The 12,117-nt window shown below is 63.0% G+C and carries 11 protein-coding genes; 5 read left to right on the plus strand and 6 right to left on the minus strand.

Annotation, left to right across the window (positions count from 1 at the left end; genetic code table 11):
* Positions 1 to 48: 48 nt before the first annotated feature.
* A complete protein-coding gene (locus LVJ94_02630; GenBank protein WXB06158.1) occupies positions 49 to 1,881 on the minus strand; it encodes a DUF885 domain-containing protein in 1,833 nt (610 codons plus the stop codon).
* Between the two features lie 134 nt (positions 1,882 to 2,015).
* On the opposite strand from LVJ94_02630, the gene LVJ94_02635 reads away from it, so the two are divergent.
* The 4 genes from LVJ94_02635 to LVJ94_02650 all read left to right on the plus strand — a co-directional run bounded on the left by LVJ94_02635 (position 2,016) and on the right by LVJ94_02650 (position 6,853).
* Positions 2,016 to 2,648: a LysE family transporter gene (locus LVJ94_02635; protein ID WXB06159.1), complete on the plus strand. Its 633-nt coding sequence runs from the start codon at positions 2,016 to 2,018 to the stop codon at positions 2,646 to 2,648.
* 20 nt (positions 2,649 to 2,668) lie between these two features.
* Positions 2,669 to 3,220, plus strand: coding sequence for an NADAR family protein (locus LVJ94_02640; protein ID WXB06160.1), 552 nt, complete (start codon positions 2,669 to 2,671; stop codon positions 3,218 to 3,220).
* Positions 3,221 to 3,262: 42 nt separating this feature from the next.
* Positions 3,263 to 5,266, plus strand: a complete 2,004-nt coding sequence (locus LVJ94_02645; protein WXB06161.1) for a DUF3160 domain-containing protein — start codon at positions 3,263 to 3,265, stop codon at positions 5,264 to 5,266.
* Positions 5,267 to 5,467: 201 nt separating this feature from the next.
* Positions 5,468 to 6,853: a hypothetical protein gene (locus LVJ94_02650; protein WXB06162.1), complete on the plus strand. Its 1,386-nt coding sequence runs from the start codon at positions 5,468 to 5,470 to the stop codon at positions 6,851 to 6,853.
* Between the two features lie 695 nt (positions 6,854 to 7,548).
* On the opposite strand, the gene LVJ94_02655 is transcribed toward LVJ94_02650, so the two are convergent.
* Both LVJ94_02655 and LVJ94_02660 read right to left on the minus strand, forming a co-directional pair.
* Complete coding sequence (locus LVJ94_02655; protein ID WXB06163.1) at positions 7,549 to 8,013, minus strand: nuclear transport factor 2 family protein; 465 nt, start codon at positions 8,011 to 8,013, stop codon at positions 7,549 to 7,551.
* Positions 8,014 to 8,074: 61 nt separating this feature from the next.
* A complete protein-coding gene (locus tag LVJ94_02660; GenBank protein WXB06164.1) occupies positions 8,075 to 8,599 on the minus strand; it encodes a DUF1269 domain-containing protein in 525 nt (174 codons plus the stop codon).
* A 136-nt stretch (positions 8,600 to 8,735) separates the two neighbouring features.
* On the opposite strand from LVJ94_02660, the gene LVJ94_02665 reads away from it, so the two are divergent.
* Positions 8,736 to 9,638: an NAD(P)/FAD-dependent oxidoreductase gene (locus LVJ94_02665; GenBank protein WXB06165.1), complete on the plus strand. Its 903-nt coding sequence runs from the start codon at positions 8,736 to 8,738 to the stop codon at positions 9,636 to 9,638.
* A 9-nt stretch (positions 9,639 to 9,647) separates the two neighbouring features.
* Here the strand turns inward: LVJ94_02665 and LVJ94_02670 are convergent, their stop codons facing one another.
* From LVJ94_02670 to LVJ94_02680, 3 genes are all read right to left on the minus strand, one after another.
* Positions 9,648 to 11,027: a heme-binding domain-containing protein gene (locus tag LVJ94_02670; protein WXB06166.1), complete on the minus strand. Its 1,380-nt coding sequence runs from the start codon at positions 11,025 to 11,027 to the stop codon at positions 9,648 to 9,650.
* Positions 11,028 to 11,046: 19 nt separating this feature from the next.
* Positions 11,047 to 11,226 (minus strand): hypothetical protein, encoded by a 180-nt coding sequence (locus tag LVJ94_02675; GenBank protein ID WXB06167.1) that lies wholly within the window; start codon positions 11,224 to 11,226, stop codon positions 11,047 to 11,049.
* 73 nt (positions 11,227 to 11,299) lie between these two features.
* The gene (locus tag LVJ94_02680; protein WXB06168.1) at positions 11,300 to 12,067 is read right to left on the minus strand and encodes a hypothetical protein; all 768 of its coding nucleotides are present in this window, start codon (positions 12,065 to 12,067) and stop codon (positions 11,300 to 11,302) included.
* Positions 12,068 to 12,117: the final 50 nt, after the last annotated feature.

The raw sequence follows: 12,117 nt of genomic DNA on the forward strand, positions 1-12,117 counted from the left end.
ACTTCCAGGAGCGGAAGCTAGAATTCCAGCTATTGTGTACTTCCCGCCTCAGCGACGGCTGGCCACCCAATTGGCGACGATCTTCTCCAGAATGGGCATGGTCACCACGCCGGAGCCCAGGACGGTATCGTGGAATGCCTTCACGTCGAACCGAGGCCCCAGCTTGGTTCGAGCCTCTTCGCGCAGGCGCAGAATGTTCAATTGACCAACCTTGTAGCCGAGGGCCTGGGCAGGATCGTCGATGTATCGGTCGACCTCGTTGCGAACGTTATTTTCTACGAGGGCGGTGTGCTCGAGCATGAATGCCACCGCGCGTTCGCGACTCCAGCCCTTTGCATGCATCCCCGTATCCACGATCAAACGGGAGGCGCGCCAGGCGTCAAAGCTCAGCATCCCCATCCGATCCAGATCGCCCGAATAGAGCTTCATGTCGTCGGCGAGCCGCTCGGAATACAAGCCCCATCCTTCGATGTACGACGTCGGCCCAAGGGACTTGCGGAACGCCGGGAGCTCGGGCAGCTCCAGGGCAACACCAATTTGCACGTGGTGTCCAGGTATGCCGTCGTGGTGCGCGAGGACTTCGGCCTCGAAGCGGGGGTGTGTGGCGGGTTGCCACGTGTTGACGAAGTATTCTCCGGGTTTGGACCCGTCCGGATTCGGGGCACGGTAATAGCCGATGTAGGTATGCTCGGCCTCGTAATCCGGGACGCGGCGCACCTCGCAATCGGCTTTTGGTAGCGTGCCGAAAAACTCGGGAATCTTGGCTTTGGCCGCCGCCAGCGTGGCTTTGGCCTTGGTTTCTATTTCGTCTTCCGTCTTGAAGTAAAGCTCGGGGTCGGTCCGCAGGCGCTCGAGGATGTTCCGCAGATTGCGCGTGCCGAACAGCTTTTCGCCGAGATCGCTCATCTCGCCGTTGATTCGCGCGATTTCGGCGGAGCCCAGCTCGTGGAGCTCGTCGGCGGAGGGTTGCAGGCTCGTGTTCGTGCGGATGAGGGCCGTGTAACATGTCGGCCCATCGGGGATATGGTTCAATCCGACGCGATCGTCCGGACGTGCGTTCGGCAGGATTTCGCTTGCCACGAAATCGCGCCATCGTGTGATGGCGGCGCGGATGGGGCCGATGGTGGCCAAAAGGTCGCCCTGGAACGATTGCCGCTCGGCCTCCGTCCAATCGGGGTGCTCGTCGGTCTTCGGCTTGGCAAGCGGCCATTGCTCGTCGGATTGCGCCAGCTGGGCATCGACGGCCTCGAGCGCGCGTTTGACGGAAGTGGCATTCCCGAATTTTCCGGCCTGTGCTCCGCGCCGTAGGTTCTCGACGTCCGTATCGATGGACGTGGGGATCTGGCGCCAGCGCGCAAGGAGCCGCTTTGCGTCGTCACGGGTGGTTGCCGGCTGGTCCTCGGGCAGGTAGCTCCACTCGTTCACCGGATTGTCCCAAGCGGAGACATTCCACTCCCGGGGACGACAAACATCGGTGGTGGCCACTTGGGTTTCCAGTACGTCGATGAACAGGTCGAGGGTGAGCGTATCCCCCGCATCGAGCGAAGTCCCGATGCGCGCGCGCAGCGCATGCGATTCATCGAGAAAGCGATGACCGCGCGCCCGAACGTCGTCAGCGTGGGTGGCGCTTTTGTCCGCGATGCGATCGTCGAAGCGATGGTTTCCCATGAACGTCGCCTCGAGCGGATTCTCTTCGAGGTACCACTGCCATTGACGTTCCAGCAAATCGGCCAATTCGAGGTTGCGCACACCCGCCGACGCCTCGGTGCGTTGCGACGGAGCGGGCGGCGCCGGCGCATCCGCGCCACAGGCAAAAGCCACAAAAGCCAGAGGAGGAACGAGTGCGGCCACGATGGCCGGAAAATGCAGCTTTAAGATCATCCGCTCGATATAGTTCTTCCGTATGTGCCCTGTGGCGCCAAATTGATGTCGCACCAGGCCGTCGCCCGACGATTCGCGCCAACGTCCTGCCGCGCTTTCCAGAATGGCCGTACGACCCTAGCGTGCGGGATCCGATGAACTATGCATCCCTGCTTCTGACGCTGTTTGCCGTCGATATGCTCGCCGTGATTAGCCCCGGCCCGAACTTCGTCGTGGTGATGGAGACCGCCGTGGTTCATCGAACCCGTGCGGCGCTGGCCGCGGTCGTAGGTGTCGCTGCGGGCGATCTCGTTTGGAGTCTCGTTGCCCTTCTCGGCCTATCGGCCGTATTCACCCTCTGGCCTTGGCTCTACGGGGCGATGAAGCTCGTGGGCGGAGCGTATCTCATTTATCTCGGCGTCATGGCCTGGCGAAGCCGCTCGGAAGCTCCTCTGGGGGCCGCGCCCGTCCGAAAAGACGCCCCGCCGCGTTCTCTGGCGGTGTCCTTTTTTCGCGGATTCGTCACCACGCTGACGAATCCCAAGTCGGTGGCTTACTGGGGCAGTATCTTTACCCTGTTTCTCAAACCGGGCATGCCGCTCTGGGTCGAGGCATCGGCCATCAGCATCGGCGTCTTCGATGCTCTTCTGTGGTATGGCGCGGTCGCGCTTCTGTTCTCGAGTGCGCCGGTTCGGGCCTTCTACACCCGCGTCGAGCGATGGATTCACCGCGTTACCGGCGCGGTCATGATCGCCTTTGGTGCCCGCATGGTCCTGGACAAGGATTGAGCCGGCACCCAAACTTGGTCATGCTCACCCGTCAAGGCCTCGTCGAGCGAATCGACGCCGGCGCATCGTTCGACTTTCTCTTCTTTTGGGGCCACACGCCAAAGCTCCCCAATGTCGTGGATGCGTCGTGCCTTAGCCAATGGTTTCCGGCGGACTTTACCGTCGATGGGGTGGGCTATCCAACGGCCGAGCACTTCATGATGATGGAAAAGGCGCGGCTGTTCAAAGACGACATCGCCTGCGAACAGGTCCTTCACGCCGACTCGCCTGGGGCCGTGAAGGCCATTGGTCGCACCGTTCGAAATTACGACGACGATGTTTGGGCGAGCGCCCGCGTCGACGCGGTCGTTCGCGGCAACCTGGCGAAGTTTGGCCAAAATCCCGATCTGGTGCGGTTTCTACTCGGAACGAAAAAGCGCATTCTCGTGGAGGCGAGCCCGCGCGATTGCATTTGGGGTATCGGTTTGGGCAAGGACAACCCCGCGGCGCGCGATCCCAGTCGGTGGCGTGGGCAGAACCTGCTCGGTTTTGCGCTCATGGAGGTGCGTGAGCGTTTGGCGGAAAAGGCCTAATTTTCGTTTGCCTGCTCGCAGGTCGGGGGCCGTCGAACGCGCATGCGCGTTCGCACCCTCGGGTTGGTTGCAGCTTTGCTGTTCGGTTGTTCGGGATCGTATGGCAACGCGAAGCTGCCGGCGACGCTGGCGCAGGCGGCAAGTCGTAGTCTCCAAGGGCGCGAAGTCGATGTGATCGCCGAGCGGGGCTTCGTGATCACCGAGGATCGCGCCCCTAGCTTTCACTACGGGTACACCGCCCTCTTCAAGGCGCACCAGCCGGTGTACGTCACCGCCGATGCGTTGTTGGAGGCATGGCATGCCTCGTACGATGTCATTCTCAAGGGGCTGGAGCAGCATGCGATGATACCCGCGCTCCAAACGATGCTGGGCGAGTTGCGCAACAACTTGCAGCGCGCGCCCGCCGGGGACGACGAGGCCAGGGAGGATATCGATACCTACCTTGCCGTGGCCGAAAGCCTGGCATCGGGGAATCCGGCAAGCTCGGTCACCAAGGGGGATGCTCGTCCGGCGGCTGCCATCGTGGAACGCGCCCTGCGCGCGGCGGGCCCGGGAAAGCTAGGGCTTTTCGGCCGCGATGTGGACTTCGATGATTCGATGTTGAAGCCCCGTGGTCATTATACGGAAAGTGTGGAGCTCGAGCGCTATTTTCGAGCCATGTCCTGGCTGGGACGTGTGGAAATTCGCCTGGCGAGAAAACAGAAAGACCGATGGATGGCCGACCGGCGGGCCGTTCGTGCTGCGACGTTGCTGCGGGCGCTCTTTACGCCGCGCGCCATGCAGGCCTGGAAGGATATCGACGGCCTCATGGGATCGTTCGTCGGACCATCCGATTCGATGTCCCTGCCCGGTTTCGACCAAGCGGCCAAAACGCTAGGGGACGTGGCACGCGCCTCCGATGATGCGTTGGGGGCCGCGTTTTCGAAGGAGGCCGGTCAGAAGATTGGAACGCAGCTCGCCTATCGCGGTGACGAATCCATCGCCTTCGTGACCTTGGGGCAGCGCTACGTTTTCGATTCGCACGTTTTTTCGGCTGTAACGTATGGGCAGCTCCGACAGTACCGGATGATGCCCTCCCCGCTGGACGTGGCGGCGACCGTGTTTCACCACGCCGGGGCCCGAGCGTTGCTCGAGCCGCAAATAGCAACGTACGGCCGCGAGTATGCGGACGCGCTCGATGATCTATCGCAGAAGGCCACTGCGGCCGGTCCCGCACTCTGGAAGGGAAGCCTCTATCATCTCTGGCTCGACGCACTCCGTGAATTGTCTCCCCAAGCCGAGCGCGATAGAGGGCTGCCCGCGCCGCTGAGCAGCGAATCCTGGGGACGTAGATTGCTGAATACGCAACTCGCCTCGTGGGCGGAGCTCCGGCACGACAATTTGCTCTATGCGAAGCAATCGGTCACGGCGATGATCGCGTGCGATTACCCCGATGGTTACGTCGACCCGTACCCGGGATTTTTCGGGGCGCTCGAGGCGTTGGCCGCCAAGGGGCGCGATGCCGTGGGGGCCTTATCGATCGAACCATCGGTGAAGGTCCAGTACAGCCGCTACTTCGAGCAATTCCGAGCCGTGGCGGGGCAGCTGCGCGAGATGGCCGAGAAGGAGCGACGCAACGAGCCCTTGAACGAGCAAGACATCGATTACCTGAATCATATGGTGTCCTTGACCGGACGTACGACCAGGGGTGGTTATGGCACTGAGACCATCGTGACCCCCCAGGGGTGGTACGCCGATCTCTATTTCGATCGCGACGATGTGTTGTGGAACAAGCCCGTCGTGGCCGACGTGCACACGCAACCCACGGATGAAACGGGGCGCCCCGTCGGCCGCGTGCTCCATGTTGGAACGGCAAGCCCGCGGATGCTGGTGGTCACGATTCAACACGACGGAGGGAAGAACACGCGCAGCTACCGCGGATTCGTCTCGACGTATTTGGAGCGCACCACGGAGAACTACCAAAGGCTCACCGACGCCGATTGGCGAGGCGCGCTCGAAATGGCGCCGCCTCCGCCACCTGCCTGGATTCGGCCGATCCTGCCGTGACGGGTTTGTCGGCCGGCCGGTGCAACTTGGGGTGGCGGCGCGCGTCGTCCCGGTATGAGAAACGCTTTGTTCGCCATGCTGACGGCTACGGTCCTCATGGCTTCGTGGACCGGATGCTCCAACGGGGACTCCAACAATGGAGACGCACCCGACGCTGGGGGAGCGAAAATTCCGGATCCGCCCGTCAGGGCCAACATTGGCATGAACGGTGGTACCGTATCCGCCAATGGCGTCACGTTGCGCGTTCCCGCGAACGCGGTCGATCATGACGTGACGGTCTCCATCACGCGGCTCGCCGACGCGGCGCCCGCCGGGTACGTGGCGCGTTCGCCCCTATATCGCTTCGAGCCTGCCGGATTGCAATTTCACATTCCTGCGGAAGTCGAGTTTGCGCTCGACGGCGCAGCGGGCGAAAGCCACGTCTTTTGGAGCGATGCAGGGGACTCCTTTGCCGTTCGACCTACCACCGCGGGTGAGGGGACGGTTCGCGCCACGGTAGAGCATTTCAGTGTTGGATTCGTCGGTACGCGTGCCGTCGTGGCGGATTCGGGCACACCGTCGGACGGGGGCCACGTTGGTTGCTCAGCGCCCCGCGCGGATTTGTTGGCCCAGGGAAACCCCGGTGCCCTCGTCTGGAACGGCCACGGATATGGTGCAGCGTGGTACAGCCAAGACGCCGCCCAGAGAGGCCTCTATTTCGTCCGGCTCGATACGACGGGGCAACGCGTGGGCGAGCCCGTGCGGCTCTATGACGCTCGTGCGTTCAAACTCGTGCCGACGCCCAACGGCTATGGGCTTTTATGGTCTACGCCAGACGGCCTATTTCTCAGTCGACTCGATGCGGAGGGACGGGCGATCGGAAACTACACGGGCGTGTCGACCGGCTCGAGCGGCGATATCGATTTGTCCTTCGCGAGCAACGAGTTCGGTGTCACATGGCAGATGTACCGCGACGGTGCTTACGTCATATCTCAGGCTCGCTACGACGCCAGTGGGCAAAAGGTCGGAACGACCGCCGTCATCCGCTCCCTCTCGTCCACGGCGTTCAGTCCGAAATTGTCCTTTTCGGGCAGCGAATACGGCATCGTTTGGCAGGATCGCCGCGACGACAGCAACGGCGAAATCTACTTCGCGCGGGTCGACGGGAATGGCCAGAAAACCGAGGTTCGGCTGACGAGCGACAACGGACTCGCATCGGGCTCGCCCGAAGTTCGTTGGTTGGGGACTCACTACGGGGTCCTTTATTTCCAAAAGACCGGCGACACGAACCAGCTTCGTTTTGCTCGGGTGAGCGCTGCGGGGCAACGGCTCGGTGAGGACGTTACCGTGGCGAACGCGGGGACGTACGCGACCGCCAGTGCGGTGTGGACGGGGACCAAGTTGGGGGTCTCCTTTGGACAAGCCGACGGGCAGCTTGGGCTCTATCAGCTCGATGCGCAGGGAACTGCGCTCGGCGCGGGGCTGTCGGTCGCCAAAGGCTATGATTCCTCCCTTGCGTGGACGGGCGACGGTTTCAGGCTCGTGTGGTCGTCGCTGGAGGCGAATCAGAACATCGTGGTCCGAATCAGTCCGCTGCTTTGCCCTTAGCCCATCGAGACGTGCCGAGGGCCGCACGCCGGCGGGGACGCCAATGATGGTCGGGGACGTTCTCGCGGGTCCCCGCCGCTATGTACCCACCGTCGTCGTCGCATTCATGGCCATGGGTACCGTGCGAAGTCCTTCGCCGTAAACCTCCCCTCGGCGCCCGTCGCCGAGGGGAGGGGGGGACAAACGGGTGCGCAAACGAGCGCTCCGCGCGCTCGCACACGTTCTGCTGCTGGCGTTTCTTATTTGCCAGATGAAAAGGAGGCATAAGGTCCGGTGGATGCGATCAAATTTTGCAAAGGCAGCTACCCCAACGAGGATGTCCGCCACCGGTCGGCGCCCGCTGCGCGTCCCGTCACACGTCGCGTGTTGTTCCCGCTTATTCGGGGCTCCCTCAGGAGCCGGTTTCCGACGTTCACGGGCACGCGGCGAGCTGTCGACTCCCGATCGTACCAAATGTCGACCCATCGTCTGCGGTCTCGACCGCGCGGAGTCCGGAGCACCGCGCGGTAAAGGCCTACCCCAACGCTTTGCCAAATCGAGGCCACCCGCCTCCGCAACACGAGCGCCGGAAAATCACGGACCCCGAACCCGGGGTACCCCGTCCGGGACGAATTTGCCCTGTCCCAGGACACCCCATCGGCCTACGCGCCGCGCAGCCGTCACGTTTTCACCCGTCGCCCGCCCGGCAGCCCCCGTTAGAACCTGTTCTCGCCGACCGCGTCGTCCCACGAAAGGCGCGATTCCTGCTCGTACTCGCGCCAGTTCGAAATCTTACCGTCTCGAAGCCGAAGCATGACGACACCATGGGTGCGAACCTCGTATTCGAAGGTGTACTCGCCGGCACCAATTTGCGTCGATTCGTCGAACACCAAATGGTGCCATTGCATCCGCATCGGCCGCGGCCGGCCCGGTGCACCGCCGAAAAACTCGTACAGCGCCGCCCGCCCGCGTCGAACCCGCGGAGACGGTGGTGACGAATAGAGCGCATCGTCGGTGAAACAGTCGACCGCTTTGCGCGCGTCGTTCCCATTCCAACCTTCCGCGACCGCATTCATCAACGCACGAAACTCCGCCGCGGAAAGCGCCGTCGCGCTCGAGGCGCGCGCCTCCGACGTCGCGGGTTGCGCGTGGCACCCCGCGACGAGCGTCGTCAGAGCCATACCGACCAAGCAGCTCGCGGTTCGCAGCATATTCCCACGATACGCGCGAACCGCCCGTCGTTCATCCCTCCTTCGGCCGGAGCGCGTTGCGGATGGCCTGCGTCACCTCGGGGGGCAGACTCGCCTCGACGAGGGTCGCGCCGCTGAAGCGCGAAAGCTCGGAGACCAGCACGTCTTCGCGGATATGGCTCACCAGCAACGCGAGCGCCGTATTCCCGGGCTTCACCGCCTCGCGAAGCTCGTGCACCTTCGCATCGGGAATCCCGTAATCGTTGAACTGTGCAACCAACGCACCGACGCCCGCGCTCACCGCCCCGCCGAGAACCGAGCCGACGGGACCCCCGAAAAGCCCGCCTATCAACACGCCCCAAAGGCTACTGCGAAACGCCGCATCGCCCGGCGTCTCGTCCACGGTTTCTTGCACGTGCACCTTTCCTTCTTGGTCCTTTTGAATGAAGACGGCATCGTGCAGGACGATCGCGCCCTCGGTTTGAAGACGCGTGCCCGCGAGCAGCGCCTCCTGCGCCTTCAGCGGGGAGTCGAAGGACAGAACGACCAGGGAGCGAGGATCGGTGGTGGTGGTCATCCCATGACGATTCACCAGGTCCACGGGCGCGCGCAAGAGCCTTCGTGACGGCCGGAACGGTCGGAAAGCCCATCCGAATCGAGCCCAACGCATCGTCCCCTTGACGATCGACAACTCACGTAACATATGAAGTGTCATGATACACGACGTCATCATCGTTGGAGGCAGCTACGCCGGCCTCTCGGCCGCTTTGCAATTGGGCCGCGCGCGCCGTCAGGTGCTCGTGGTCGATGCGGGGCAGCGGCGAAACCGCTTTGCATCGAGCGCGCATGGCTTTCTCGGACACGACGGCGCCTCGCCCGCAGCCATTGCGGCCAAGGCCCGGGCCGAGGTTCTCGCATACCCGACCGTCGCCTGGTACGAAGCCATGGTCACCGAAGCGCGCGCCACACCGGAGGGCTTCGCCGTGCAGGCCGGCGCCGACCTATTTCGAGGCAAGCGGATCATCTTGGCGACGGGCGTCGTCGACGAGCTCCCCAGCGTGCCCGGCCTGCGCGAGCGCTGGGGAAAAATGGTGTTTCACTGCCCGTATTGCCATGGCTACGAGCTCGAAAAGGGACGCCTCGGCGTGCTTGGAACGCACGAACTTTCCGCGCACTTCGCCACACTCGTTTCCGAATGGGCCGCGCCGGGCCAGATGACCCTCTTCGTGCTCGATGGCTTCGAACCCGACGCCGAGCAAGTCGCCCAGCTCGCCGCCCGCGGCATCCGCATCGAACGCGAGCCCGTCGTGGCTGCCTCCGGCGAAGCCCCGGCCTTGAACCTCCACCTCCGCGACGGGCGCGTCGTGCCGATCGACGGACTCTTTGTCCATCCGCACACGCACCAGGCCGGGCCATTCGCCGAGCAACTCGGGTGCGAGCTCGAGGCGGGGCCCCTCGGCTCGTTCTACAAGACGGACGCGACGAAGGAGACCACCGTGCCCGGCGTCTTCGCCTGCGGAGACAACTCCGTTGCGGCAGGCTCGGTCGCCATCGCCGTGGGCGATGGCGTGCGTGCAGGCACCGCCGCCCACCGGTCCCTCGTCTTCGCTCGCTGAACGAGACGTTTACGGCATGACCGACGCGCGCTGATCCGCGATGTAGGAAATGCGCTTCATCTCCGTGGCCGGATCCGCCGTGCGCTTCTCGAAGGCGCTCCCCTCGAATCGATCGTAGTTCACGCCCGCCGTCGAAAACGTCACGCGTTCGACGGATTGGACTCCGCCGGGGATGTACGCCCCGAACCAATGATCGTCCTCTTGGCTCTTCCAGGTCACGAACGAGAGGACGGCACCCGGAGGGTAGTGCGCATGCCCGGCGCGCCCGGCTTTCACCGCGGCATCATTGCCAAAGAGCATCGACATCGTATTCGGCGTTCGCTCGACGAAGGCGGCCATCACCTTCCAATCGCGTGAATCGAATTGCGTGCTCTCCGTCAACGACCCGAGCACGTTCCGCGTATCCGAGCGCGCCGGTTTGATGAAGGGCTGCGGCTTCGCCGAAAGGTCGATCGCGTTGGTGAACACGAAATCGTAGTCGTGCATGGGCGCGTGGCAATTCACGCACTCCATCGTAAACGACGGATCTTTGTCCCCCGGCTCCAACTGCAAGCCCTTCCAGCGGGCGTAGCCCCAACCCTGGGTCGATGCGTACTTCTTGCTGTCCTTGATCATGAAGGCGACTTGCTTGAACTCGCCCGTGCGCGTCGTGCCATGCGCATCCGTCAAGGCTTCGAACTGCATCTTGGCCAGAACCGCGCCGTCCGGCCAAGGGTTGGTCTGGCGATCGCGCACCGCCTTCACGGCCACATCGTTGCCCGTGATCACCTTCATGGCGCCCTGATCGGGGCGGTCCGTGATGCTGATCGGGGCCCAATCCTTGTATTCCGGCATGAACACGAGGTCGTTGGCCGAAGGCCGCACGTCCTTCGCGGAGCCGATGGCGTGCGTCCATGCCACGTATTGCACGTCCCCGGTCGCCGTCTTTTCGGCATTGGGCACGGGTTTGGGGATCAGCGTGGCCAGGTAATTCTTCAAGACCGCAATGTCATTGGCCGTCAGCTTCGCCGATGGATGCAGGGCCGTGTACTTCGCCGGAGGCATCGTCTCGAACGTAGCCTGGTTCAATCCTTCGAAGAGTTTCGCTTTTCTCTGATCCATCGAAAGTTGTTCCCAGTACGAAAAATTAAGAACCGAGCGTGCGCTTTTGACGTCGGCCGCGACCAGCCAGATGGCGGGCGAGATCTGGTCGAACCAGGTCAAACGCGTCTCGTTGGAGTGGCAATCGTAACAAGCGCGGCGCAAGATCTCTTCGACGTGATCCGGCGCCGTGAGATCCCCCGTCACGGGAGGGTTGTCCAATGCAGGCCGCACGAATTGCAATCCGACGGCAGCCAACGCGCCCACGGCGAGCGCGGCGTGCCACTTCTTGGTGATGAACGAGAGCATCAGTACCTATCGGCGTCGATCAAGGGCGATTCTTTCGGACATGTCTCTTGGCTCCTCCCACCGGCGGTCGGCGAAGCCTCGGCTTGCCCTCACTGCGAAAGTACACGACGGGTTCGTTGGAAATGGCCGGATGCGGATCGATGGCTTCCAGCTCGACGAGCCATCGGGGGCGCTCCGTCTCGTTCGAGACGTCGCTCATCCCTCGTGCACCGTTCCGAAAATAGATGATGGCTTCCCGAGATACGGGAGTACGAGCCTTCGACTGCATGTGTTCATCTCCTAGCGAGTGAAAGGTTCGGGAAAACGGAATTGAAGCCAATGGCGTCCGGCAAGCGGCTCTCGATGCACACGAGCGCACTCTCGAGCGTGTAGTCGCCGGATGAAAGAATCGCGTCGGGAAAGGCAGCGCGAAAGCGCCTGGCGGTATCCAAGTCGGGAATTGGTCGCACGATGTGCACGTAGGCGATCTCTTGATCGCTCAAGGCGCCGAGGACCGCGGTGAAGAGCTCCGAAGGATCGTCGCCGCACCTTCCGTAGGGCGACAATCGAACGCCGACGCGCGTGCTGCTCCACACTTCGGTCAAGGCCTCGATGACCTCGGAGAGGAAGTGAATGCGATTGTCGATGCTGCCCCCGTAACGGTCGGGGCGTTTGTTCCGACAGTCGCGCAGGAACTGGTCCGGCAAACTGCCGCTCGTGGCGTCGAGCTCGATACCGTCGAATCCGGCCAAGCGCGCCCTTTGGGCCGAGGCCGCGTATTCGGCAATGACGGCATCGATGCCGCGTGCGTCCACCGTCGTTGCAAACGAGGAATCCGCACCGGCCGGATGGGTGAGGTGGGATACGATGAGCCCGCCCTGTTCGTGCACATTGTCGGTGGTTTGTCGCCATGTTTCGATTGCTTCGCAGGTTGCGATGGGTTCACTGACGATGAGTCCGCCCAAGCTGCTGACAGCGGCGTAATCGCTCGGCGAAAGCACCACCACCCGATGTGCGAGGTGGAGGTCACCCATGTTCAAGCTCGAAAACAGCTTCGACATGTCCGGCAGAACCCCTCGACCAACATCATGGGATACCGGTTACCGTTCGC

Source organism: Sorangiineae bacterium MSr11367 (assembly GCA_037157805.1).
Taxonomy (GTDB): Bacteria; Myxococcota_A; Polyangia; order Polyangiales; family Polyangiaceae; genus Pendulispora; species Pendulispora rubella.

Excerpts from the sequence above, each read along its gene's own strand:
- LVJ94_02630 (WXB06158.1), bottom strand. The coding sequence starts at position 1,881 with ATGATCTTAAAGCTGCATTTTCCGGCCATCGTGGCCGCACTCGTTCCT.
- LVJ94_02650 (WXB06162.1), top strand. The coding sequence starts at position 5,468 with ATGAACGGTGGTACCGTATCCGCCAATGGCGTCACGTTGCGCGTTCCC.
- LVJ94_02645 (WXB06161.1), top strand. The coding sequence starts at position 3,263 with ATGCGCGTTCGCACCCTCGGGTTGGTTGCAGCTTTGCTGTTCGGTTGT.
- LVJ94_02675 (WXB06167.1), bottom strand. The coding sequence starts at position 11,226 with ATGAGCGACGTCTCGAACGAGACGGAGCGCCCCCGATGGCTCGTCGAG.
- LVJ94_02655 (WXB06163.1), bottom strand. The coding sequence starts at position 8,013 with ATGGCTCTGACGACGCTCGTCGCGGGGTGCCACGCGCAACCCGCGACG.
- LVJ94_02680 (WXB06168.1), bottom strand. The coding sequence starts at position 12,067 with ATGTCGAAGCTGTTTTCGAGCTTGAACATGGGTGACCTCCACCTCGCA.
- LVJ94_02640 (WXB06160.1), top strand. The coding sequence starts at position 2,669 with ATGCTCACCCGTCAAGGCCTCGTCGAGCGAATCGACGCCGGCGCATCG.
- LVJ94_02665 (WXB06165.1), top strand. The coding sequence starts at position 8,736 with ATGATACACGACGTCATCATCGTTGGAGGCAGCTACGCCGGCCTCTCG.
- LVJ94_02660 (WXB06164.1), bottom strand. The coding sequence starts at position 8,599 with ATGACCACCACCACCGATCCTCGCTCCCTGGTCGTTCTGTCCTTCGAC.
- LVJ94_02670 (WXB06166.1), bottom strand. The coding sequence starts at position 11,027 with ATGCTCTCGTTCATCACCAAGAAGTGGCACGCCGCGCTCGCCGTGGGC.
- LVJ94_02635 (WXB06159.1), top strand. The coding sequence starts at position 2,016 with ATGAACTATGCATCCCTGCTTCTGACGCTGTTTGCCGTCGATATGCTC.